At 70.7% G+C, this 22,849-nt stretch carries 20 protein-coding genes and 1 pseudogene; 11 read left to right on the forward strand and 10 right to left on the reverse strand.

The features are described from left to right. Window positions 1-105: 105 nt before the first annotated feature. A complete protein-coding gene (locus tag D0Z08_RS31940; protein ID WP_182481178.1) occupies window positions 106-249 on the reverse strand; it encodes a hypothetical protein in 144 nt (47 codons plus the stop codon). Window positions 250-592: 343 nt separating this feature from the next. Between D0Z08_RS31940 and D0Z08_RS05645 the strand changes: the two genes are divergently transcribed. Genes D0Z08_RS05645 through D0Z08_RS32585 form a run of 5 tightly spaced genes read left to right on the forward strand, consistent with a single transcriptional unit; the run spans window position 593 to window position 8,440 of the window. Next, window positions 593-2,608 carry an alpha-1,4-glucan--maltose-1-phosphate maltosyltransferase gene (locus D0Z08_RS05645; RefSeq protein WP_118923556.1) on the forward strand — a complete coding sequence of 672 codons (2,016 nt, stop codon included), beginning with the start codon at window positions 593-595 and terminating at the stop codon, window positions 2,606-2,608. Continuing rightward, on the forward strand, window positions 2,605-4,308 hold the full coding sequence (gene treS, locus D0Z08_RS05650; RefSeq protein WP_245993684.1) for a maltose alpha-D-glucosyltransferase: 1,704 nt from the start codon (window positions 2,605-2,607) through the stop codon (window positions 4,306-4,308). The genes D0Z08_RS05645 and treS overlap by 4 nt, the downstream gene beginning before the upstream one ends. A gap of 4 nt (window positions 4,309-4,312) precedes the next feature. Continuing rightward, window positions 4,313-5,698, forward strand: coding sequence for a maltokinase N-terminal cap-like domain-containing protein (locus D0Z08_RS05655; RefSeq protein WP_118923559.1), 1,386 nt, complete (start codon window positions 4,313-4,315; stop codon window positions 5,696-5,698). After that, complete coding sequence (gene glgB / locus D0Z08_RS05660) at window positions 5,695-7,614, forward strand: 1,4-alpha-glucan branching protein GlgB (RefSeq protein WP_245993685.1); 1,920 nt, start codon at window positions 5,695-5,697, stop codon at window positions 7,612-7,614. The genes D0Z08_RS05655 and glgB overlap by 4 nt, the downstream gene beginning before the upstream one ends. A gap of 55 nt (window positions 7,615-7,669) precedes the next feature. Further along, complete coding sequence (locus D0Z08_RS32585) at window positions 7,670-8,440, forward strand: NUDIX domain-containing protein (protein WP_118923563.1); 771 nt, start codon at window positions 7,670-7,672, stop codon at window positions 8,438-8,440. Window positions 8,441-8,473: 33 nt separating this feature from the next. On the opposite strand, the pseudogene D0Z08_RS05670 reads toward D0Z08_RS32585, so the two are convergent. After that, window positions 8,474-9,376 (reverse strand): annotated as a pseudogene (locus D0Z08_RS05670) (EamA family transporter); the annotation flags it as partial. Here D0Z08_RS05670 and D0Z08_RS05675 point away from each other — a divergent pair. Continuing rightward, entirely contained in the window at window positions 9,375-10,274 is a 900-nt protein-coding gene (locus tag D0Z08_RS05675; RefSeq protein WP_118923567.1) for a LysR family transcriptional regulator, read from the forward strand. The pseudogene D0Z08_RS05670 and the gene D0Z08_RS05675 sit on opposite strands and share 2 nt — an antisense overlap. Before the next feature lie 155 nt (window positions 10,275-10,429). Then, window positions 10,430-11,362, forward strand: a complete 933-nt coding sequence (locus D0Z08_RS05680; RefSeq protein ID WP_118923569.1) for a hypothetical protein — start codon at window positions 10,430-10,432, stop codon at window positions 11,360-11,362. A 79-nt stretch (window positions 11,363-11,441) separates the two neighbouring features. On the opposite strand, the gene D0Z08_RS05685 is transcribed toward D0Z08_RS05680, so the two are convergent. From D0Z08_RS05685 to D0Z08_RS05705, 6 genes are all read right to left on the reverse strand, one after another. Then, a complete protein-coding gene (locus tag D0Z08_RS05685) occupies window positions 11,442-12,203 on the reverse strand; it encodes an EI24 domain-containing protein (RefSeq protein ID WP_118923571.1) in 762 nt (253 codons plus the stop codon). A gap of 11 nt (window positions 12,204-12,214) precedes the next feature. Further along, entirely contained in the window at window positions 12,215-13,189 is a 975-nt protein-coding gene (locus D0Z08_RS05690; RefSeq protein ID WP_118923573.1) for a co-chaperone YbbN, read from the reverse strand. 10 nt (window positions 13,190-13,199) lie between these two features. Continuing rightward, window positions 13,200-13,697 carry a MarR family winged helix-turn-helix transcriptional regulator gene (locus D0Z08_RS05695; RefSeq protein ID WP_245993687.1) on the reverse strand — a complete coding sequence of 166 codons (498 nt, stop codon included), beginning with the start codon at window positions 13,695-13,697 and terminating at the stop codon, window positions 13,200-13,202. Window positions 13,698-13,707: 10 nt separating this feature from the next. Next, window positions 13,708-14,232, reverse strand: a complete 525-nt coding sequence (locus D0Z08_RS05700) for a PH domain-containing protein (RefSeq protein WP_118923575.1) — start codon at window positions 14,230-14,232, stop codon at window positions 13,708-13,710. A 24-nt stretch (window positions 14,233-14,256) separates the two neighbouring features. Then, on the reverse strand, window positions 14,257-14,424 hold the full coding sequence (locus D0Z08_RS31945; RefSeq protein ID WP_182481179.1) for a hypothetical protein: 168 nt from the start codon (window positions 14,422-14,424) through the stop codon (window positions 14,257-14,259). 84 nt (window positions 14,425-14,508) lie between these two features. Continuing rightward, complete coding sequence (locus D0Z08_RS05705) at window positions 14,509-15,912, reverse strand: M1 family metallopeptidase (RefSeq protein ID WP_118923577.1); 1,404 nt, start codon at window positions 15,910-15,912, stop codon at window positions 14,509-14,511. A 175-nt stretch (window positions 15,913-16,087) separates the two neighbouring features. On the opposite strand from D0Z08_RS05705, the gene D0Z08_RS05710 reads away from it, so the two are divergent. Beyond that, a complete protein-coding gene (locus D0Z08_RS05710; RefSeq protein ID WP_118923579.1) occupies window positions 16,088-16,960 on the forward strand; it encodes a serine protein kinase RIO in 873 nt (290 codons plus the stop codon). 9 nt (window positions 16,961-16,969) lie between these two features. On the opposite strand, the gene D0Z08_RS05715 is transcribed toward D0Z08_RS05710, so the two are convergent. Further along, complete coding sequence (locus tag D0Z08_RS05715; RefSeq protein WP_220454073.1) at window positions 16,970-18,151, reverse strand: acyl-CoA dehydrogenase family protein; 1,182 nt, start codon at window positions 18,149-18,151, stop codon at window positions 16,970-16,972. A gap of 104 nt (window positions 18,152-18,255) precedes the next feature. Here D0Z08_RS05715 and D0Z08_RS05720 point away from each other — a divergent pair, with 104 nt between their 5' ends. Beyond that, window positions 18,256-18,951, forward strand: a complete 696-nt coding sequence (locus tag D0Z08_RS05720; protein WP_118923583.1) for a winged helix-turn-helix transcriptional regulator — start codon at window positions 18,256-18,258, stop codon at window positions 18,949-18,951. Then, the gene (locus D0Z08_RS05725) at window positions 18,948-19,838 is read left to right on the forward strand and encodes an LOG family protein (RefSeq protein ID WP_220454074.1); all 891 of its coding nucleotides are present in this window, start codon (window positions 18,948-18,950) and stop codon (window positions 19,836-19,838) included. Before D0Z08_RS05720 ends, D0Z08_RS05725 begins: the two co-directional genes overlap by 4 nt. 56 nt (window positions 19,839-19,894) lie before the next feature. On the opposite strand, the gene D0Z08_RS05730 is transcribed toward D0Z08_RS05725, so the two are convergent. After that, complete coding sequence (locus D0Z08_RS05730) at window positions 19,895-21,016, reverse strand: glycosyltransferase family 4 protein (RefSeq protein ID WP_118923587.1); 1,122 nt, start codon at window positions 21,014-21,016, stop codon at window positions 19,895-19,897. A gap of 132 nt (window positions 21,017-21,148) precedes the next feature. Between D0Z08_RS05730 and D0Z08_RS05735 the strand changes: the two genes are divergently transcribed. Beyond that, window positions 21,149-22,846 carry a TIGR03767 family metallophosphoesterase gene (locus D0Z08_RS05735; RefSeq protein ID WP_220454075.1) on the forward strand — a complete coding sequence of 566 codons (1,698 nt, stop codon included), beginning with the start codon at window positions 21,149-21,151 and terminating at the stop codon, window positions 22,844-22,846. Window positions 22,847-22,849: the final 3 nt, after the last annotated feature.

Raw genomic sequence — 22,849 nt, forward strand, 5'->3', positions numbered from 1 at the left:
CGATCGGCTTGTTGGTCTCTTCGACGATCCGGACAGCTCCCTCACGGAACTCCCGGTCGTACTTCTTCCGCTTCTCTGGCATCTCGATCCTCATTGTCGATGCCTCTACGGTCCGGGGGGAACCTCATCCTTGGTCGAGGCCCACCCCGCCGCGTCCGCGGCACCGGTCTCCTCCAGCCGCTCAGCGACCGCGACCAGGGCGCCGTCCACGACCGCCTTCAACCGGCCCAGCTCAACGACGGTCGCCAACGCGTCCGGACCATCCAGGCCATCCCAGTCCGCGTCGGCGAGCGCGCGGCAGCCTGGACGGCGGTGGCCGCCGTCAGCGCTGGGGTGGAGGACATGCCCTCATCCTATCGAACATCTGTTCGAATTGGAACCACCCCTTGCGGGTTCTTGGTGATTCTTTCGCCTCAAGGCGGCCGCGCCAGCGGCGGCGCGGGCGGAGCCCGTGCCGTTGAGCGCGCCGGTAGCCGACCGAGGCTCCTCGCTGCACTCGTCGCACCTCAACCAGCGGCGGCCGGCGCGATCGTGGCGCCTCAACCAGCGGCTGCCCTCGCACCCTCACCAGGTAAATGGTTGGGTGGGTGACATGGTCGGACGCATCCCAGTGATCGACGTGATGCCCCTGGTCGACAATGGCCGACTTCCGGCGAAGGCCACGGTCGGTGAGCCCTTTCCGGTCTCGGCGACCGTCTTCCGGGAGGGCCACGACCTGCTCGGCGCCGAGGTCGTGCTCATCGACCCCGATGGCGTACGAAGGCCACCGGTCCGCCTGAGGTCGGGGCCGGCGACCGACCGGCACACCGTCGATCGCTACCGCGCGTGGGTGACACCGGACCGGCCCGGCCCGTGGCTGTTCGAGATCCACGCCTGGTCCGACCCGGTCGCCACCTGGCAGCACGACGCCGGCATCAAGATCCGCGCCGGCGTCGATGTCGAGCTGATGTTCACGGAGGGCCGGCTGCTCTTCGAGCGGGTCCTGGCCGGAGGCGGCTCGCACGCCGCGAGCCAGCTGACGCCACCGGAGGTCGCCGTCCTCCGCGGCGCGATCGAGGCGGCGCAGGACACGACCCGCCCGGTCGAGGCCCGGCTCGCGCAGCTCGAGTCGCCCGAGCTGTCCGACGTACTCCTGGCGCACCCGCTGCGCGAGCTGGTCACCGTCGACGGCCCCTACCCGGCGTACGCCGACCGGCAGCGCGCGCTGTACAGCAGCTGGTACGAGTTCTTCCCGCGGTCCGAGGGCGCCTTCCGCAACCCCAAGACGGGCGCTGTCGTCAGCGGCACCTTCGCCACGGCGGCCAAGCGGCTCGACGCCGTCGCGGCGATGGGCTTCGACGTCATCTACCTGCCGCCGATCCACCCGATCGGCGAGGTCAACCGCAAGGGTCCCAACAACACTGTGCTCTCAGGCCCCGGCCCGGCTCCCCTTGATTGGCCGGGATCGCCGTGGGCGATCGGCAGCCGGCACGGCGGCCACGACGCCGTCCATCCCGACCTCGGCACCTTGGCCGACTTCGACGCGTTCGTGACGCACGCCAACACCCTCGGCCTGGAGGTCGCGCTCGACCTCGCGCTGCAGTGTGCGCCCGACCATCCCTGGGTCTCCAGCAACCCGGAGTGGTTCACGACCCGCGCCGACGGCACCATCGCGTACGCCGAGAACCCGCCGAAGAAGTACCAGGACATCTACCCGCTCAACTTCGACAACGACCCGGAGGGCCTCGCACAGGAGGTGCTCCGCGTCGTCCGGCACTGGATGGCGCACGGCGTCCGGATCTTCCGCGTCGACAACCCCCACACCAAGCCGGTCGCGTTCTGGCAGTGGCTCCTGGCCGAGGTCCGCCAGAGCGACCCCGACGTGCTCTTCCTGTCCGAGGCGTTCACGAAGCCCCCGATGCTGCAGACCCTCGGCGCCATCGGCTTCCACCAGAGCTACACCTACTTCACCTGGCGCACCGCCAAGGGCGAGGTCGAGGACTATCTGCGCGAGGTGGCCGACGAGTCCGCCCACCGGATCCGGCCGAACTTCTTCGTCAACACCCCCGACATCCTCCACGAGTTCCTCCAGTACGGCGGACCCGCCGCGTTCAAGATCCGGGCCGTGCTCGCGGCGATGGGCTCCCCGAGCTGGGGCGTCTACGCCGGCTACGAGCTGTTCGAGCACGTCGCGGTCCGGCCGGGCAGCGAGGAGTACCTCGACTCGGAGAAGTACCAGGTGCGGATCCGCGACTGGGAGGCTGCCGAGGCCGAGGGGCGGTCGCTCGCGCCGTACCTCACCAAGCTCAACGAGCTGCGGCGTACACACCCGGCTCTCCAGCTGCTCCGCAACCTGGTGATCCATCCCACCGACGACGACGGCATCGTCTGCTTCAGCAAGACCGCTGGCGCTGACAGGGTGATCGTCGTGATCAACCTCGACCCGCATGCGGTCCGGGACGCCATGGTGCATCTCGACCTCGCCGCGCTCGGCCTCGAAGCCGATGCCACGATCCCTGTCCACGACGAGCTCACCGGCAACGACTGGCACTGGAGTGCCGACAACTACGTACGCCTCGATCCCCACGAGGAGCCTGCGCACGTGCTGACGGTGAGGCTGGTTCCGTGACCCAGGAGATCTCGATCGGCGACAACCCGGAGTGGTTCCGCACCGCAGTCTTCTACGAGGTCCTGGTGCGCTCGTTCCGCGACTCCAATGCGGACGGCACCGGCGACTTCCGTGGCCTGACGGAGAAGCTCGACTACCTGGCCTGGCTCGGTGTCGACTGCCTGTGGGTGCCACCGTTCTTCACGTCGCCGCTGCGCGACGGCGGGTACGACGTCGCCGACTACAACGACATCCTCCCCGAGGCCGGGACCGTCGAGGACTTCCACCACTTCCTCGACGAGGCCCACAAGCGCGGCATCCGCGTGATCATCGACTTCGTCATGAACCACACCAGCGACCAGCACCCGTGGTTCCTGGCCTCGCGCGCCGATCCCGACGGCCCGTACGGCGACTTCTACGTCTGGTCCGACACCGACGAGCTCTACGAGGAGGCGCGGATCATCTTCGTCGACACCGAGCCCTCCAACTGGACCTGGGACCCGGTGCGCGGCCAGTACTTCTGGCACCGCTTCTTCCATCACCAGCCGGACCTCAACTTCGACAACCCGAAGGTGCTCGAGGCGATGCTGGACGCGATGGACTTCTGGCTCTCGATGGGCCTCGACGGCTTCCGGCTGGACGCCGTGCCCTACCTCTACGAGCGGCCGGGCACCAATGGCGAGAACCTGCCCGAGACCCACGAGGCGCTGAAGGCGGTCCGCAGGTTCGTCGACGAGAAGTACCCCGGCACGGTCCTGCTCTGCGAGGCCAACCAGTGGCCCGACGACGTGGTGGAGTACTTCGGCGACCCGAAGGTCGGTGGCGACGAGTGCCACATGGCCTTCCACTTCCCGGTCATGCCGCGGATCTTCATGGCCGTACGACGGGAGTCGCGCTACCCGATCTCCGAGATCATGGCCGCTACCCCGGAGATCCCCGACGGCTGCCAGTGGGGCATCTTCCTGCGCAACCACGACGAGCTGACCCTGGAGATGGTCACCGACGAGGACCGCGACTACATGTGGGGCGAGTACGCCAAGGACCCCCGGATGAAGGCCAACATCGGGATCCGGCGCCGGCTCGCGACGCTGCTGGAGAACGACACCAACCAGATCGAGCTCTTCACCGCGCTCCTGCTGTCCCTGCCGGGATCGCCGGTCCTCTACTACGGCGACGAGATCGGCATGGGCGACAACATCTGGCTCGGCGACCGCGACGCGGTCCGTACGCCGATGCAGTGGACGCCCGACCGCAACGCCGGCTTCTCCGCAGCAACCCCGGGCAAGTTGCACCTCCCCGTTATCCAGGACCCCGTCTACGGGTACCAGAGCGTCAATGTCGAAGCTCAGCTCGAGAACGCCTCGTCCCTGCTGCACTGGACCCGCAGGATGATCCACGCGCGGCGCAAGCACCCCGCCTTCGGGCTGGGCGACTTCACCGACCTCGGCGGGTCCAACCCGACCGTGCTGTCGTACGTCCGCGAGCACGTCGACCCCGAGACCGGTGAGGGCGACGTGATCATGTGCGTCAACAACCTCTCCCGCTTCCCCCAGCCGGTGGAGCTCGACCTGCGCCGCTACGAGGGGCGGGTCCCGGTCGAGATGCTCGGCGGCGTCCCCTTCCCGGCGATCGGCGAGCTGCCCTACCTGCTCACCCTGAGCGGCCACGGCTTCTACTGGTTCCGGCTCAGCGACCCCGACACCAACGAGATGGTGATCTAGCAGCATGTCCACCAGGACCGAGTCCCTCCACTCCTACGTCCGCGACGCGCGATGGTTCGGCGGGAAGGGACGAGACTTCACGGTCTCCGACGTACGCCGCCTCGGCACGGTGGCGGATCGCGACCAGCCTCCGGTCGTGGTCGATGTGGTCGAGCTGACCTACGACGACGGCACGACGGAGCTCTACCAGCTGCCACTCGTGCTCGCGACCGACCCCGAGACCCGCCTCGACAACGCGTTCGTCGGCTGGTGGGAGGACCCCGAGCACGGCTGGGTGCACGCCTACGACGCCGTCCACGACCGGGACGCGATGACGCTGTTCCTCCATGCCTTCGCGGCAGCCGACGACGGGCCGCTGAGCTTCGTCCGCCTGTCCGGGCACGAGCTCGACCTGGAGGCGATCCCGGCGCTGTACAGCGGCGAGCAGTCGAACTCCTCGGTCCTCTTCGGCGAGGACTCGGTGCTCAAGGTCTTCCGCAAGGTCACGCCCGGCGAGAACCCCGACATCACCACCCTCCGGGCGCTCACCGAGGCCGGATCGACGCACGTCGCCGACCTCTACGGGTGGATCGAGGCCACCACGGACGACGGACAGCCGCTCCACCTGGCGATGCTCCAGCAGTTCCTCCGCACCGCCAGCGACGGCTGGGAGATCGCGCTCGTCAGCGTCCGCGACCTGTTCTCCGAGGCCGACCTCCACGCCGACGAGGTCGGCGGCGACTTCGCCTCGGAGGCCGCCCGGCTGGGGACGGCGTTGGCCGAGGTCCACGACCAGCTGCGGGATGCGTTCGGCGTCGACACCGTCGACGCCGGCCTGGTCGCCGATCAGATGGACGAGCGGCTGGCCAGCGCGATCGACGTCGTACCGGAGCTCGGCGAGCACGCCGACCGCCTCCGCGGCGCCTATGCCGCGCTCGCCGGGCTCGGCAAGCTCCCCGTCCAGCGGATCCACGGCGACCTCCACCTGGGCCAGACGCTGCGCACCATCAAGGGCTGGAAGCTGGTCGACTTCGAGGGCGAGCCGGCGAAGCCCCTGTCCGAGCGCTTGCTCCCGGACAGCCCGTGGCGCGACGTCGCCGGCATGCTGCGCTCCTTCGACTACGCGCCGCACGCGATGGCCAGGTCCCTCCCGGAGGACGACCCCGACGTCGTCCTGCAACGCGAGCACCGGGCCGAGGAGTGGGCCGCACGCAACAAGGCGGCGTTCCTGTCGGCCTACGCCGCGGATCCGTCCACCGAGTCGGACACGGTGCTGTCCCCCGAGGAAGGAGTGCTGGTGGCGGCGTACGTCGCCGACAAGACCGTCTACGAATGTGTCTACGAGGCCCGCAACCGTCCCTCGTGGCTGCCGATCCCACTCGCAGCCGTGGCGAGAGTGGGGACGCCATGAGCCCCCGCGACCCCCAGGCAACCGCCGCCCTCGGTGAGCTCGACCTGCACCTGATCGGCGAGGGCCGGCACGAGCAGCTGTGGCAGGTGCTCGGCGCGCACGTCAAGAAGGGCGGTACGTCGTTCGCGGTGTGGGCACCCAACGCCCGCTCGGTGAGCGTCGTCGGCGACTTCAACGGCTGGGACGGCAACGCCCACCCGATGCAGCCCGCGCCGTCGGGCGGGATCTGGACCGCGTTCGTCCCCGGTGTGGGAGACGGCGCGTTCTACCAGTACCTCGTCCACGGCGCCGACGGCATCTGGCGCCAGAAGTCCGACCCGCTCGCGTCGTGGGCGGAGGCGCCGCCGGCGACCGGGTCCCGGGTGTTCTCGTCGCAGCACGTCTGGCAGGACGACGCGTGGCTCGCCGAGCGCAGCCAGAGGCTGGCCGTCAACGAGCCGATGTCGGCGTACGAGATGCACCTCGGGTCGTGGAAGCGGCATCCGGACGGCAGCTTCTGGACGTACGACGAGCTGGCAGCCGACCTACCGGCGTACCTCGCCGACCTCGGGTTCACCCACGTCGAGCTGATGCCCGTGATGCAGCACCCGTTCGGCGGGTCCTGGGGCTACCACGTGACGTCGTACTTCGCCCCGGACGCGCGGTTCGGCGACCCCGACGGCTTCCGCCGGCTCGTCGACGCGCTGCACCAGGCCGGGGTCGGCGTGATCCTCGACTGGGTGCCGGGCCACTTCGCGACCGACGAGTGGGCGCTGGTGCGCTTCGACGGCACGCCCCTCTACGAGCACCCCGATCCCCAGCGCGGCTGGCACCCCGAGTGGGGATCGCACATCTTCGACTTCGGGCGCCGCGAGGTCCGCAACTTCCTCTTCGCCAACGCGCTCTACTGGCTCGAGGAGTTCCACGCCGACGGCCTGCGCGTCGACGGGGTCGCCTCGATGCTCTACCTCGACTACGCCCGCAACCCCGGTGAGTGGACGCCCAACCAGTACGGCGGCCACGAGAACCTCGAGGCGGTGCAGTTCCTGCAGGAGCTGAACGCCACCGTCTACAAGCGGGTGCCCGGCGTGGTGACGATCGCCGAGGAGTCCACCTCCTGGCCCGGCGTCACTGCCGCCACTTCAGGCGGCGGGCTCGGGTTCGGCTTCAAGTGGAACATGGGGTGGATGCACGACTCGCTCGGCTACCTCAAGCGTGACCCCATCCATCGCGCCTACCACCACGGCGAGCTCACCTTCGCGCTCGTCTACGCCTACTCCGAGAACTACGTGCTGCCGCTGAGCCACGACGAGGTCGTGCACGGCAAGGGCTCGCTCCCCCGGAAGATGCCGGGCGACGCGTGGCAGCAGCTCGCCAACCTGCGGGCCTACCTCGCCTACATGTGGGCCCACCCGGGCAAGCAGCTGGTCTTCATGGGCACCGAGTTCGCCCAGATGTCGGAGTGGGCGGAGTCCCGCGAGCTCGACTGGTGGCAGTTGGCCGACCCCGCCCACGCCGGGATGCAGAACATGGTGCGCGACCTCAACCGGCGCTACACCGAGGTGCCCGCCCTCTGGCGCCAGGACAACGACCCCGAGGGGTTCGCCTGGATCGATGCGAACGACGCCGGCCACAACACGTTCTCCTTCGTCCGCCGTGCCGACGGCGAGCCGGACCTGGTCTGCGTGACGAACTTCGCCAACACGTCCCACGGCTTCTACCGGCTCGGGCTGCCTGCCGTGGGCGCGTGGACCGAGCTGCTCAACACCGATGCTGAACTCTACGGCGGTTCCGGGGTCGGCAACCTCGGGGTCGTGACCGCCGAGCCGGCCACGGACCTGGAGTCCCGGTCGCCCGGCGGCAGCCCCGCGTACGCCGTACTCACGCTGCCGCCGCTCGCCACCCTGTGGCTGCGCGCCCCGGCCGCCGCTGGTTGAGGTGCTCGGCGCACTGGCGCCGAGCCTCGAAACCATGGCTGGCTAAGGTGAACCTGTGCCTGACCAGCCCAACCCGCATTTCGCGACCGTGTCCGACCGGGTGGCCCGGATCCAATGGTCCCCTGAGCTGACCGAGCGCGGCTGGCAGGCCGCGGTCGACGTCGTACGGCGTGACGTGGCCGCTGCGCTGGTCGACCACGACCGGGTCGAGGCGCTGGTGCCGGTCGACGACGACCAGGGCCAGCGGATCGCCACCTGGTCCGGGCTGCGCCGCGAGGGCGTGCAGCGGCGGGTCGGTGGTGACCTCGTCGTGTACGCCCGCCTGGTCGACGACGTACCGGTGCACGAGCCGGGTGGGTTCCGTGCTCTGCTCAACTCGTTCCTGCCCCGCAAGCGCGCGATCAGCCAGATGCTGGTCCGGGACACGTCGGACGAGCCGCGGGTGCTGCTGTGCCAGCTGACCTACAAGACCGACTGGGACCTGCCGGGCGGGGTGGTCGAGGTCGGCGAGTCCCCGCAGCTGGCCGTCGCGCGCGAGGTCGAGGAGGAGCTCGGGCTCGACCTCAAGGCCGGTCCGCTGGTCCTCACCGACTGGCTACCCCCGTGGGGCGGCTGGGACGACGCCCTGTGCCTGGTCTTCGACGGCGGCGCCCACGACGCGTCGATCGTCGACCAGATCGTCCCGCAGGCGCGGGAGATCCGGACCGCGGAGTTCTGCACCCTCGCCGAGGTGGACGAGCGGGCCGCCGACTTCAGCGCCCGCCGGATCCGCGCCGCCCTCGCGAACCTGGACGGCGGCCCCGCCTACACCGAGTCCGGTCGCTAGCGACCCTCTCCTGGCAGGTCGCAGCGCGACCAGGACCCCGAGGACCAGTACCGCTCCCCCGGCCAGCTCGGCGGCCGTCGGCTGCTCGTCGAGCAGCAGCCAGGCCGATCCGATCGCGACCGGCGGCACCAGCAGGATCCACGGCACCACCGCCGCCGACGGGTTGCGCGACAGCAGACCGTTGAAGATGCCGTAGCCGACCAGGGACGCGAGCCCAGCCGTGTAGAGCGTCGAGACCGCGGCCTGCCAGCCGAAGGCACTCACTGCGACCGAGAAGGCATCCGGGCCGTCGAGCGCGAGCGAGAGCAGCGCGAGCGGCAGGGGTACGACGAGCGCCGACCACACCGTGAGCGGGAGCCCTCCCCTGACGCCGGACGCCCGGGAGACCACGTTGCCGATCGCCCAGGCGAGGGCGGCGAGCAGGCACAGGCCGAGCGCGAGCAGCGGGACCTGACCGCCGCGTCCCAGCGCGACGACCAGCAGCCCGACGGCACCCAGCCCGACGCCGACGACCTGGCCGCGGGTGGGTCGCTCCCGCAGCACGGTGGCGGCGATCAGGATCGTCAGCACCACCTGCGCCTGGAGCACCAGCCCGGCGAGCCCGGCCGGCATCCCCGCCGCCATCGCGCTGTAGAGGAGACCGAACTGGCCGAGCGACATGAAGACGCCGACCGCCAGGATCGTCCGCCACGGAGTGTCCGGTCGCGGAACCAGCAGGATCGCCGGGAGGAGCACGACGAGGAACCGCATCGCGAGGAAGAGCAGTGGCGGCACGTCGCCCATGCCCCACTCGATGACGACGAAGTTGAAGCCCCACAGCCCGGCGACGAGGGCGGCGAGGAGGCAGTCACGGCGGCTCACAGGCTCGATCGTCCCCGCCACGACCGTGAAGCACCAGCGAATACTTGTGGCGCTGTTCATGTAGCATCCCTGCATGATCGATCTGGCCGCGCTCACCGGTCTCCGCGCGGTCGCGACGCACGGCTCGGTGATCGCCGCCGCAGAGGCGACCGGGTTCACGCCGAGCGCCGTGTCCCAGCAGGTGAAGCGCCTGGAGCGGCAGGTCGGCGTACCGCTGCTGGAGCGGGTGGGCCGCGGCGTGATGCTCACCAGTCACGGCCGCCACCTCGTCGACGCCGGGGAGCAGGTCCTCGCCGACCTCGAGCGGCTGGAGGCCGAGCTGCAGCACCGGGCGGACGTCGTGACCGGCTCGGTCCGGCTGGTGGCGTTCTCGACGGCCATGCGCGGGCTCGTCGCGCCGGTGGCACGAAGCCTGCTCGACGCACACCCCGACCTCCGACTGACGCTCGACGAGCGCGAGCCCTGGGACGCGGTCGACCTGGTGGCGGCCGGTCAGTGCGAGGTCGGCATCGTGCACCGGTGGGGCGGGGTCGCGTTCGCCGTACCCGACCATGTCGCGTCCACCCGGGTCGCCGACGACGTCGCCGACCTCATCGTGCCGCGCGACCACCCACTGGCCGGGCGGGCGAGGGTCTCCCCTCGCGACCTGCTCGACGTCGACTGGATCGCCACCCCCGAGGGCACGATCTGCCGCCAGTGGCTGCACCGGATGTACGACGGCACCGGCCGCCCGCCGCGCATCGCCCACGTCTCGATGGAGTTCGAGTCGCACCTCGCGCTGGTCGCGGCCGGCCTCGGCGTCGCACTCGTCCCGCGCCTCGGCCGGGCACCGCTCGGCCCGGAGGTCGTCGCGGTCGCGGTCACCGACCCGGTGCCGACCCGGCTCGTCGACGCCCTGCACCGGCGCACGATGGCCGACTCCCCCGCTGTCGCCGCCGTGCTCGACGCGCTCCGGGCGGCTGGGTCTGGCTGACGCGTCACAACCGTGCGTGCTGCACGGCTGTGACCACAAGTGAGGGCGGGACGTCGTCGCAACCGTGCACCGCGCACGAATGTGATGGCCGACGGGCCTGTGGATACCGGCCCCACCCCGTTTCGCGTCGGTCCAGTCGTGCGCAGGCTCCCGTCATGCCCGACCCATCGTCACCGTTCGACACCCGTCGACCGTTCAGCCGCGCGGACGCGATTGCCGCTGGCATCGACCCGAAGCTGCTGCGCGGGTCCGGGTTCCGCAGGATCTTCCGCGGTGTGCTCGTCGACACGTCCGTGCCGCCGACGCCCGAGCTCCGGGTCGAGGCTGCACTGGTGCCGTTCCACGCGAGTGCCTACGCGAGCCACGCATCGGCCGCCCGGGTCCACCGGCTCCCGATCCCGACCCTGCCCGACGAGCACGTCACCGTCCTGGATCCCGATCACCGACGCACCCGCAGCGGCATCCGCTGCCACGTGGCGAAGACCGGCCTGGTGCGCAGGGTGCGCGGGATCCGCGTCTCCGACTACGCCCAGACGTTCGTCGAGCTGGCCGAGACCCTCTCACTCGTCGACCTCGTCATCGTCGGCGACAACCTGGTCCGGAAGGGGAAGGTCACCCCCGAAAAGCTGATCCGGTTCTGCCGCGACAGCACTCTTCCGGGCGCCCAGTGTGCCCTGGATGCGGCTCGCTACGTCCGCGAAGGCGTGGACTCCCCGATGGAGACCCGGCTCCGGATGCTGATCGTTCTCGCCGGCCTGCCCGAGCCGAAGGTCAACCTCGTCATCCGTGACGAGTACGGCCACCCGGTGCGCCGCTATGACCTCTGGTACGAGAAGTCGCGCACCCTCGTCGAGTACGACGGCCGCCAGCACATCGAGCGGGAGCAGAACTGGGAGTCTGACCTCGAGCGTCGCGAGGAGATCGACGACACACGGGCCAGGATCCTCGTCGTGACCGCCAAGGGCGTCCATGCCTACCCGGAACGGACCCTGCTCAAGGTGCAGCGGGTGCTTCGGGAGCGGGGCGAACCCGGCGTACCAACCCGGCTCTCCGATGCCTGGCGCCCGCACTTCCCGGGCTATCACTGACACAACCGTGCAGCAGGTCCCGTTGTGACGCCGACCGCGAGCCATTAAGCGTCACAACCGTGCGCCCAGCACGGTTTGGTCAGCCAGCAGGGGTCTCAGGCACACAACCGCCGATTCCGGCGGCGTCCAGCACCTCGCGCGCGAGCATGGTGGAACCCACCACGGCAGCGGGCATCATCAGCACGGCGCCGAACGGGATCAGGAAGCACAGCTGCACCACGGCACCGAAGCCCAGCATCGTGGGGTGGTGGTCGGCGAGCAGGGCCTTCTGGGCGGCGCGGTTCATGCCGCGGGCCTCGAGCGCCCGCGAGACCAGCTCGCCGGCGAGCAACCGTCCGGCGATCATCACGCCGAGGATGGGCCCGACGATCGGACCGATCACCGGGACCAGGCCGATCACGAACACCAGCACCGTCGTGGCCAGGCCGAGCGCGACCAGGCCGAGTCCGTCGAGAGCGCCGCGCCACCAACCGACGCCCCTGGCGGGGACGTCCCCACCGAGCATCAGCTCGGTCTCCTTCCAGATCTTCTCGTAGAAGGGGTCGCCGACGGCGAGGGTGAGACCGGTGAACGTGATCATCGACAGGAACAGCGAGCCGATGATCACCGCGAGGTAGAGCCCGATCCGCAGCACGCCCCGCCACAGCGCCGACCAGTCGTCGGCGAACGGCGTCGCCCACCCGATCAGGTCGTCGGCGAGGAGCACGACGGTGACGAAGAGCCCGAGCAGCAGGATCAGCACGACGAGCGCCGGCACGATCCCGAGCAGCATCAGCGCCGGGCGCTGCCGCCACATCTTCAGGCCACGGAACAGGAAGCCCGCCCCGTGCGCGAACCCCACCTCGGGCCCGCTCAGAACAGGGCCGATGCCAGTGCCTGACGGCCCTTGAGCACCCGCGGGTCCTCGTTGCCGACGGCGGCGAACAGGCTGACGAGGTGCTCCCGCGCGCGGTCGCGGTCCTTGTCGGAGGTACGGCGAACCAGCTCGACCAGGCGCGCGAAGGCGTCCTCGACGTGGCCGCCCAGGAGGTCGAGGTCGGCGACCATGATCTGCGCGTCGACGTCGTCGGGGGCCGCCGCGGCCGCGGCGCGGGCCTGGTTGAGGTCGACGCCCTGCGTCCGCTGCAGGATCTTCGCCATCGCGAGACCGGCGGCGGCCTCGGCGTCGGCGGGGTTGGCGTCGACGAGCTTTTGGAACTCGCCGACTGCGAGGTCGATGTCGCCGGCGGCCAACGCGTCCTCCGCCGGCGCGTAGCGCGGGTCGGGACCGGGCTCCTCGTCGGCGTCATCCTCGGCAGGCCCGCCGGCGAGGGGCTGGTGCCGGCCGGTGATGCCCTGCGCGGTGAGCTGCTGGCCGAGCTGGTTGAAGAGCGTGCTCAGCTCCTCGCGGGAGACCAGCCCAGGAATCGGCTGGATCGCCGGCCGACCGTCGAGGAACACCATGAGCAACGGCACCGGCAGCTGCGGCATCTGGCTCGCCTGCGCGATCACCTGGGCGATCTGCGGCGACGCGTCGACGTCGATGAGCCCGGCGAGGAAGCGGCCGTCGTACTGACCGACGAGGTCGGCGACGTCCTCTGCCATCTGGCTGCTGTCCGGTGCCTGCGACGGCGAGTGGAACACCAGCACGACGGGCGCAGTGGTCGACGCCTGGAGGACGGACTGGAAGTTCTGGTCGTCGACGGCGACGGCGTACGACGACCCGGCCGCGCCGGCCATACCGCCACCGCCCTCCGCCGACGGGGCACCGGGGGCCTGCTGGGGCGCGGGGCGCTTCAGGGCCGACAGGTCGATGGCTCCACGTCCCATGAACGGCTGCTGCGTCATGCAGCAGAGTCTAGGGACCGGCCTCGAAGTCCCCTGCCGCGGCCCGGACCGGACGCAGCAGCTCGGACAGCTCGCTCATCTGGGTCTCGTCGATGCCGTCGAGCGCGAAGCCGGCGTCGACCAGGTCGGCGGTGGCCAGCTCGACCAGCTCACGGCCGGCCGGGGTGATCTCGGCGAGCACCGCCCGGCCGTCGTCAGGGTGGGGAAGCCGGCGGATCAGCCCCCGCGACTCCAGTCGCCGGACGATCGACGTGACCGAGGTCGGGTGCACCTGCAGCCGCTCCCCCATCTTCCCGAGCGGGAGTGAGCCGCGCGACGAGAAGACGAGCAGCACCAGCGCCTCGTAGCCCGCGAAGCTCAGCCCGTGCGGCCGGAGCAGGGAGTCGAGACGCGCGAGCACCAGCTGCTGGACGCGCATCAGCGACGTCACCGCGTGCATCGCGGACACGGCACCCCACCGCCGCCCCCACTGCCGGGCCGCCTCGTCGATCGGATCGAACGGAAGCACTGCTCTCCTCCTAGTTCGGCACCCGAGGGCCACGCAGACCGGACCGCTGGACGACGCGCTGGATGGAGAGGTCGCGCTCGTCCGGACGTCCGACGTACTTGATGTCGCGCAGGCCCTGCTCCTGCGCCGCCGACTCGAAGCAGAAGTGCCCGAAACCCAGCAGCCGGCCGTGCAGCGGCTTCTTCACCGAGATGTCGAGGATCCGGCTGAGCGGCATCGTGGCCAGGTGCTGCGAGAGCACGCCGTGTACCCGGAACACCCGCATGTTGGTGATGACGAAGCGGTCGCGGATCTCGCGGACCGCGCACCACGCGGCGTGGAGCAGCAGAAGGAACGCGACGACGAGGAACAACCACGCCACGTTGACGTTCACGAACGGGGACGCCACGAGCAGCAGCACGGCACCGAGCGTCTCGATCCCCGGCCGGACGTAGGCGACCCAGTGGTGGCAGACCTCGTCGACGACGACCTCGCCCTCCTCACGGAGGAGGTGCTTGCCGATCTTAGGGTCGCCGACCCAGGCGAAGAAGCCCACCGACTCAGCCTGTCGTCGATGCCTTCACAGCGCGCCGACGAAGTCGATGACGCCGGTGAAGACCTTCTCGGTCACGCTCCAGCCCTCGCCACCAGCGCTCTTCGCGGTGTCGGCGAGGCCGGTGGGGTCCTGGAGCATCCAGAACCCGAGAAAGACGACGACCACGACAGCGATCAGCTTCTTGGCGTCCATCTGGGGAATCTCCGTCCGAGGCAGGCGGGCATACGTCGTCACATTGGTATCAGCAGTCGCGCAGGTCGCGCGGGAGGCGCGCGGTCAGAGACCGTACGCGGCGGTGTTCGGAGGTGCGTTGTCGGCACGCAGCCACGCCTCGAAGAACGCGTCGAGGTTCTCGCCCGAGACGTCCTCCGCCATCGTCTCGAACTGCTCCGACGTGGCGTTGGCGTCCCGGTGCACCGTGACCCAGCGCCGCAGCAGCTGGCGGAAGTCGGCCTTCCCGATCCGGTTGCGGAGAGCGGCGAGCGTCATGGCCCCGCGGTCGTACACCGCGCCGTCGAACAGCCGTTGCGGACCGGGATCGGAGATGTCCAGGTTCCAGAACGGGTCGTCGTCGGGGAGGTAGCGGTAGGTGACGTGCAGCCAGCGGTTGGTCGTCTGCCTGCCCTGCGCCTCGGCGTAGCGGCGCTCCATGTAGGTCGCGAAGCCCTCGTTCAGCCAGATGTCCTGCCAGCGGGCGACGGACACGGAGTCGCCGAACCACTGGTGGGCGAGCTCGTGGACGACGACCGACGGATAGATCCACGACGGGTACGTCGGCCGGCTCTGGTTCTCCAGCGCGAAGTTGAGGTCGATGCTCGTCACCAGCCCGCCGGTGGTCGCGAACGGGTAGTCACCGAGCTCGCGCTCCAGCCAGGCGGTGATCCGGGCGGACCGGCGCAGCATGTCGAGGGCGTAGGCCTCCTCCGTGGCAGGGAGGCGTGTGGACACAGCGTTGTAGTAGCGCTGCCCGTGGGCCCGGCCACGCTCGGTCCTGAAGTCGCCGGCCGCGAAAAAGGCGAGGTACGTCGTCATCGGGTCGGTCATCCGCCAGTGCGTGGTCGCCGTCCGGCCGTGCACGGTGCGGCCCTTGAGAACGCCGTTGCTGACCACCTTCCGGCCCTGGCCCGTGGTGATCCGGATGTCGAACCGGGCCTTGTCGCTCGGGTGGTCGTTGCTGGGGAACCACCAGGCAGCGATGTGCGGCTCGTTCATGGTCACGACCTCGTGGTCGTTGGCGAGCCAGTTGCGCTCGCCGTGCGGCACGGGCCACTCGAGCGATGCCGGGAACCCGTGGTAGCGGACCCGTACGTCGACCGGCTCCCCCGCCGCGAGTGGCGTGACCGGGGTGATCGCGAGCTCGTGGAGGTTGGCCTTCTCGAAGTCCGCCACGACGCCGTCGACCCGGACAGCGTCGACCTTGAGCAGCAGGTCGAGGTTGAAGGTGGTCAGCTCCTCCGACGGCACCAGCCGGACCGTCGTGACGCCCTTGAGGTGCCGGTCGCCGAACCGGTAGCGGTCGTGGATGTCGTAGTGGCGCACGTCGTACCCGGCGTTGCCGTCGGCCGGGTAGTACGGATCGGGGACCTGCGGGGCGGCGGCCGGCGCTGCGGCCGATCCAGTGGCCAGGGCGCCGACGAGGGCGACAGCGAGGAACGGAGCGATCCGAGGTCGACGCAGCACGCAGACAACCTAACCCGGACCGATAAATGCATTGCGCCCCGCCACCGGCCCCAACGACGATGACGGTGCGACCTGCGAGTGGCGCCGGTCCGAGACGAGAGGAGCAGTGACATGTCCACGACTGTCCTTGGCCTGTCCGCAGACCAACTCCCCCTCTCGACCCGGAGCAACCACCATGCACCTGGAGTTCCCCTCCACCTCGGCTGACGCCGAGCCGAACGACCCCATCGACCCCGGCTTCGTCTTCGACTTCGTCGCGTACGACGAGAACCTCGCGGACGGTCAGCGCTGGTCGACCTGGCTGAGCATCGAGCCGCTCAGCCGCGGCCCTGAGCCCCGCCCCGACTGGGTGGTCACCTCGCAGGGCGCGATCGACACCGAGCTCGGCATCCTCAAGACCGGCAAGGAGGCCGACGTCTTCCTGCTGGAGCGGGCCGACCCGCTGTACCCCGACCAGTCGGTGGTGATGGCGGCGAAGCGCTACCGCGCGCCGGAGCACCGGACGTTCCACCGGTCCGCGTCCTACACCGAGGGCCGCAGCATGAAGCGGTCGCGCGACGAGCGCGCGATCAAGCGCAAGAGCACCTTCGGCCGCGAGGTCGCCGCCGGCGAGTGGGCTGTCTCGGAGTGGTCCGCGCTCGTGCGCTGCTGGGACCTCGGCCTCCCCGTCCCCTACCCGGTCCAGATCGACGGCACGGAGCTGCTCATGGAGTGGATCACCGTCGACGGCGAGACCGCACCCAGGCTCGCGCAGACCCGCCCCGACAGGCAGCTGCTCGCGTCGTACTTCGAGCAGCTGCGGGACGCCCTCGCCACCCTGGTGCAGGCCGGTCTGGTGCACGGCGACCTGTCGCCCTACAACATCCTGGCGGCGGGCGACCGGCTGGTGATCATCGACCTGCCGCAGGTGGTCGACCTCGTCGGCAACGCCGCGGGCTTCGACTTCCTGCTCCGGGACTGCACGAACGTGTGCGGGTGGTTCACCCGGCGCGGGCTGGAAATCGACGCCCAGGACCTGTTCGGCGACCTCATGGCCCACGCGTTCTGACCAGGCCGGTCAGGCGAGCAGTCCGGTGCGGCCGAGCTCGTGCCGTCCGGTCTCGACCAGCGTCGCCTCGGGGGTCAGCGGGTGGAACTTGACCGCGCGGATGTCGCGGTAGGCCCGCTCGATCACCGACCCCTTGAAGAAGGCCGGGCCGCCGGCGACGTCCATCGCCAGGTCACAGACCTCGATGCCGGCCTCGGCGACCTCCGCCTTGGCCATCATCACCGCGAGGTAGGCCTCGTGCGAGGGCGTCACATCGCCGTCGACACCGTCGCCGATGGCGGCCAGGGCACCGTCGAGGGCCCACGACGCGACGCGCAGCCGGTGCTGCATCCGGCCGATCTGGCGCTGCACGAGCGGGCTGTCGGCCTTGGGCGCCGCAGCGGCGACGGCAGCGGCGTACGCCGCCTCGGCGACGCCGAGGTACGCGCCGGTGATGATCGGGAACGCGACCTCCGAGATGACCTGCAGCGGCGGGTCGACCACGCCGTACGGCCGGTTGGCCAGGACCCGCTCGTCGGGCACGAAGACGTCCTCGACCACGATGTCGTTGCTCGCGGTGCCGCGCATGCCGAGCGTGTCCCAGTTGTCGGCGACGGTCACGCCCTTCGCCGCGATCGGGACGGCGAGGTTGAGCACCCGCTTGCCCTGATCGGGGTCGTCGTAGACGAACATCGTCGACATCACGGTGCCCCCGTTGACATGGCCGGACTGGCTCGCGAACCGCTTGTGACCCGAGACGCGGTAGCCGCCCTCGACCTTGACCGCCTCGCCGCGCGGGTGGGTGTAGTCGCCGCCGCCGGTGGACACCAGCAGGATCCCCTCCTCGGCGACGCGCCGCAGCGTCGCCTCGGCGCCGGGGAGTCCGCGGCGGTAGCGCCAGGCGGTGAAGGCGACGACGTGCTGGTGCATGGAGCTGGCCAGCGCGGTCGAGCCGCAGTGGTGCGCGAGCTCGCGCTGCAGCGCGGTGAGCTCCGCGACGGTGGCGCCGTCGCCGCCGAGCTCGGTGGGGACACCGGCCTTCAGCAGGCCGGCGTCGCGGAGGGCGTCGTACGCCTCGGTGACGAAGCTGCCGTCGGCGTCGTGGCGGGCAGCCTGCTCGGCGATGGCCGGGCCGATGGCCGCGGCGCGCTCGGCCGGGCGGGCCGTCCGCTCGGTGTTCTGGATCATCGGCTGGGGTGCAGTAGTGGTCATGGGATCAATCTGCGCCGCCGCCGATCGCGCAACTAGTCCACGATCGTGACCTCCCTGGTCCTGATTCGGGACCGTGAGGCGCCCGACGGTGCCATCCTGATCCCATGCCCGACTATGGCGACTACTGCCCCGTCCAGATGGCGGCCGAGGTCATCGCCGACCGCTGGACGCCGTTGATCATCCGCGAGCTGGTGCTCGGCAACACCCGCTTCAACGACATCGCGCGGGCGATGCCCGGCATCTCGCGCTCGCTGCTCGTCCAGCGGCTGCGCCACCTGGAGAAGAAGGGCGTGCTGGAGACCTGGCCGGCGCCGACCGGCCGCGGCAGCGAGTACCACCTCACGCCGGCCGGCAAGGACCTCACCCGGGTGATCGACAGCCTCGGGCGCTGGGCGATCGAGTGGCTCTTCGACGACCTCCGCCCGCACGACGTGCCGCCGACCACGCTGATGTGGTGGATGCACCGTCGGGTCAACGCCGAGGCCCTGCCACCCGTGCGGACGGTGGTCGAGTTCCGGCACACCGCGCCGGCGCCCCAGACGATCTGGCTGGTGCTCGACCGGGGCGAGGTCTCGGTCTGCCACCAGCACCCCGGGTTCGAGGTCGACCTCGTTGCCACCGCCTCGACTGCCGATTTCTCCGAGGTGTTCTCGGGCTACCGCACGTGGCGGGAGGCGGTGGGCGAGGGACGGATCGAGGTCGCCGGACCCCCACGGCTGGCATCGGCGCTCCCCCGCTGGTTCCTGTGGAGCCCGTGGGCCGACGTCACCCGTGAGCGATCCCAGCGGGCCGCTCGTTGACCCGGGAGGTCCCCGAGCGGATCGTCGTCGTCCGCGACAGCTCACCGGCAGACCCCGGGCGGGACGGGCTCTACACCGCCGACGAGCTGTACGACGCGACGCCCTACCGCGAGTCCCTCGACGCCCGCGCCTACGCGTGGTCGCTCGAGGAGCGCTCCCCCGGGTCGCTCCTCAGCCGTGCCCTGCACGACGAGGGCATCGACCAGGCGCTCGGCCGCTGGTGCGACCCGCGCCACCTGGTGGGCGTGATGGGCGGGCACGCCGCGCTCCGCGGCAGCGAAGCGTACGCCGACGCGGCCCGTCTCGGACGGCTGCTGGGCGCCGAGCACACCGTCGCCACGGGGGGCGGACCCGGCGCGATGGAGGCGGCGAACCTCGGGGCGTCCCTCGCGCTCGCCGAGGACTCCGCGCTCGACGAGGCGCTCGCCGTACTCTCGACGGCGCCGACGTTCCGCCCGTCCGTCGACGACTGGGTCGCGGCCGCCCGCCGGGCCCGCTCCGTCTGGCCCGATCCGAGCCCGACCCTCGGCGTGCCGACGTGGCACTACGGCCACGAGCCGTCGAACCTGTTCCCGACGGCGATCGCCAAGTACTTCCGCAACGCCCAGCGCGAGGCGATCCTGCTCCAGATCTGCGACGCCGGGATCGTGTTCCTGCCGGGCGCCGCCGGCACGGTGCAGGAGATCTTCCAGGACGCCTGCGAGAACTTCTACGCAGGCGACGGCAAGGTCGCGCCGATGGTGCTCATCGGCAAGAGGTACTGGACCGAGACGCTGCCCGCCTGGCCACTGCTGACCGGGCTCGCCCGCGGCCGTGCGATGGAGGCCCACGTCCACCTGGTCGACACGGTCGACGAGGCAGCCGCGCTGTTCGCCGCCGCTGGTTGAGAGCTCGGTGAGCGCCTGGTGTTCGACCGCCGCCTGCGCGCCCGACGGTCCGCGCGCTAGCTCACCGCGCGGAGCTCGATCCGGGAGTCGATCACCGCGCGGTAGTGGTCGACCAGCTGCTCGTTGATCGCCTGCCACGAGCGCTCCTGGACGCTCCGGATCGCGGCGGCACGGACCCGCTCCCGCACGGCCCGGTCGCCGACCAGCCGCTCGACGGCAGCCGCGAGGGCAGCCCCGTCGCCCGGCGGGTACAGCAGCCCGGTCACGCCGTCGCAGACCACGTCGACCGGACCGCCCTGCGCCGGCGCCACGACCGGTACGGCGGACGCGAGCGCCTCCTGCGCGGACTGGCAGAACGTCTCGTGCCGCCCGGTGTGCACGAACACGTCGAGCGAGGCGTAGGCCCGGCTCAGGTCGTCGCCGTGCAGCAGGCCCAGGAAGTGCGCCCGCGGGAGCAGGCCGCGGAGCCGCTGCTCCTCGGGGCCGGCGCCGACCAGCACCAGCTCGAAGCGCGGGTCGTGCGCGATGTGCGTCAGGAGCTCGAGCTCCTTCTCGGCAGCAAGCCGGCCGACGTACCCGACGAGCATCCGGCCCTCCGGCGAGATCCGGCGGCGCAGCTCCTCGTCGCGGTGACGGGGGTGGAACGCCTGGAGGTCGACGCCGCGACCCCACCGCGCCAGACCGGGGATCCCGAGCTCCTCCAGCTGCGCGAGGCTGGCCGTGGACGGCGCGAGGGTGCGGTCGACCTGGCAGTGGATCTTGCGGGTCAGGGCGGCTGCGGCGCGGGCGCCGCCCGGGACGTCGTACCGCTCGGCGAAGCCGACCAGGTCGGTCTGGTAGATCGCAACGGTGGGGATCCCGAGCTCGCTCGCGGCCCGCGCCGCCTGGTAGCCGAGCGTCGCCGGCGACGCGATGTGCACGATGTCGGGGCGGAACCGCAGCATCACCGCACGCAGCCGACGCCGGGTCTCGAGGCCGATCCGGAAGTCCTTGTAGAAGGGGAGGTTGGCGCCGCGGGCCCGGCGGACCCGGAAGCCGGCGTACACGTCCGGGCCGGTCGGCGCGACCAGCTCGGCCTGGTGGCCCTCGGCGGACAGGTGCTCCAGCACCCGGCGCACCGAGTTCGTCACGCCGTTGATCTGCGGGAGGAACGACTCGCTGACGACGAGGACTCTCATGGCGCTGACGCTAGGGAGGAGCGGCCAACGAACGGGCAAACAGACACGATCCCGCAATGTCCTGCGGATGAACGGCCGGCCTGCTTCAGTAGGGCGCGTGACCCACATCACCTCCCGATCGTTGGAGTCGCCGTGAAGCTGTCACGTCGCGACCTTTTCCGTGCCGGTGCGATCGCGGGAGGGATGGCGGCCGCGGGGCGCATCGTCGCCGGCCCATCGCTCGCCGAGGCCGCGGTGACCCCACGCACCACCTTCAACCGCACGCTCGCGCCCGGGCCTCCGAACGCGCTCGGCTACTCGCAGATCGTGGCCGGGCCTGGAGAGATCCGCACCGTGCGCACCGACCTCGGCATCGCGGCGCAGCCGGGGCGCGTCACTCGCCGGGTCGGCCTCCAGGCGTTCGTCCAGTTCAGCGACATGCACGTCGTCGACGACCAGTCCCCGGCGCGGGTGGAGTGGGTCGACCGGTACGAGACGCCCGGGTTGTTCTCCTCCTCCTACCGGCCGCAGGAGATGCTCTCCGCGCAGGTGGCGGACGCCATGGTCCAGGCCGTGAACGCTCAGAAGCGCGGGCCGGTGACCAAGCTGCCCTTCTCGTTCACCATCGAGACCGGCGACAACTCCGACAACTGCCAGTTCAACGAGGTCCGCTGGTACATCGACGTCCTCGACGGCGGCACCATTCGCCCCGACAGCGGCAGCACGCTGGCCTACGAGGGCGTCATGGACAACAACGCCCTGTACTACGACGTCCACTACTGGCACCCGCACCCCACGCCCGCGGGCAAGCAGCCCGACCAGTACAAGACCGACCACGGGTTCCCGACCGTCGCCGGGCTCCTCAACGCCTCCCGCCGTCCGTTCACCGCCGCCGGTCTCGACATCCCCTGGTACAGCGTCTTCGGCAACCACGACGGCCTGGTGCAGGGCAACTTCCCGCACACCATGCAGCTGTCGACCATGGCGGTGGGCCCGCTGAAGGTGATCTCACCGCCCGCCGGCGTGAGCGACACGGACGTGAAGGAGGCGGTCGAGAACCTCGACCCGCTCAGCCTGGTCGGCGACCTCGTCGTGTCACCGTACGTCCGGGCGGTCACACCGGACCCGAACCGGCGCAGCCTGACCCGCAAGCAGACGGTCGAGGAGCACTTCACGACGACCGGACTGCCCGTCGGGCACGGCTTCACCGCGACCAACCGCGCGGACGGCACGGCGTACTACTACTTCGACGAGGGCAGCATCCGCCACGTCGTGATGGACTCGGTCAACCCCAACGGGTACGCCGACGGCTCTCTCGACCCCGCACAGTTCACCTGGCTCAAGGCCACGATCGAGGCGGCGACCGGCAAGGCCGTGATCGTCTACAGCCACCACACGAGCGGCACGATGTCGAACCCGTTCGTGCTCACCGGAGGGGACCCGGCACTGCCGCGGGTCCTCGGCGACGAGGTGGTCAGCTACCTGCTCACCCAGTCGCACGTGATCGCGTGGGTCAACGGCCACACCCACGTCAACCGGATCACCGCCCACCAGCGCCCCGGCGGTGCCGGCGGCTTCTGGGAGATCAACACCGCCTCCCACATCGACTACCCGCAGCAGGCGCGGGTCATCGAGGTCGCCGACAACCTCGACGGCACCTGGTCGATCATCACGACGATCATCGACCACGCCGGGCCGCCGAGCTACGCCGGCGTCCTCAACAACACGCTCGCCCTCGCCAGCCTGAGCCGCGAGCTCGCGGCCAACGACCCGCAGAACAACCTGGCGGCCTCGACGGGCACCCCCCTCGACCGCAACACCGAGCTGCTCGTCGACAACCCGCTGGCCTAGCCG

The sequence above is a fragment of the Nocardioides immobilis genome, assembly GCF_003515065.1.
GTDB lineage: Bacteria > Actinomycetota > Actinomycetes > Propionibacteriales > Nocardioidaceae > Nocardioides > Nocardioides immobilis.

Excerpts from the sequence above, each read along its gene's own strand:
- D0Z08_RS05690 (WP_118923573.1), bottom strand. The coding sequence starts at position 13,189 with ATGACGCAGCAGCCGTTCATGGGACGTGGAGCCATCGACCTGTCGGCC.
- glgB (WP_245993685.1), top strand. The coding sequence starts at position 5,695 with ATGAGCCCCCGCGACCCCCAGGCAACCGCCGCCCTCGGTGAGCTCGAC.
- D0Z08_RS31945 (WP_182481179.1), bottom strand. The coding sequence starts at position 14,424 with ATGGACGCCAAGAAGCTGATCGCTGTCGTGGTCGTCGTCTTTCTCGGG.
- D0Z08_RS05675 (WP_118923567.1), top strand. The coding sequence starts at position 9,375 with ATGATCGATCTGGCCGCGCTCACCGGTCTCCGCGCGGTCGCGACGCAC.
- D0Z08_RS05710 (WP_118923579.1), top strand. The coding sequence starts at position 16,088 with ATGCACCTGGAGTTCCCCTCCACCTCGGCTGACGCCGAGCCGAACGAC.
- D0Z08_RS05730 (WP_118923587.1), bottom strand. The coding sequence starts at position 21,016 with ATGAGAGTCCTCGTCGTCAGCGAGTCGTTCCTCCCGCAGATCAACGGC.
- D0Z08_RS05715 (WP_220454073.1), bottom strand. The coding sequence starts at position 18,151 with ATGACCACTACTGCACCCCAGCCGATGATCCAGAACACCGAGCGGACG.
- D0Z08_RS05720 (WP_118923583.1), top strand. The coding sequence starts at position 18,256 with ATGCCCGACTATGGCGACTACTGCCCCGTCCAGATGGCGGCCGAGGTC.
- D0Z08_RS05655 (WP_118923559.1), top strand. The coding sequence starts at position 4,313 with ATGTCCACCAGGACCGAGTCCCTCCACTCCTACGTCCGCGACGCGCGA.
- D0Z08_RS05680 (WP_118923569.1), top strand. The coding sequence starts at position 10,430 with ATGCCCGACCCATCGTCACCGTTCGACACCCGTCGACCGTTCAGCCGC.
- D0Z08_RS05645 (WP_118923556.1), top strand. The coding sequence starts at position 593 with ATGGTCGGACGCATCCCAGTGATCGACGTGATGCCCCTGGTCGACAAT.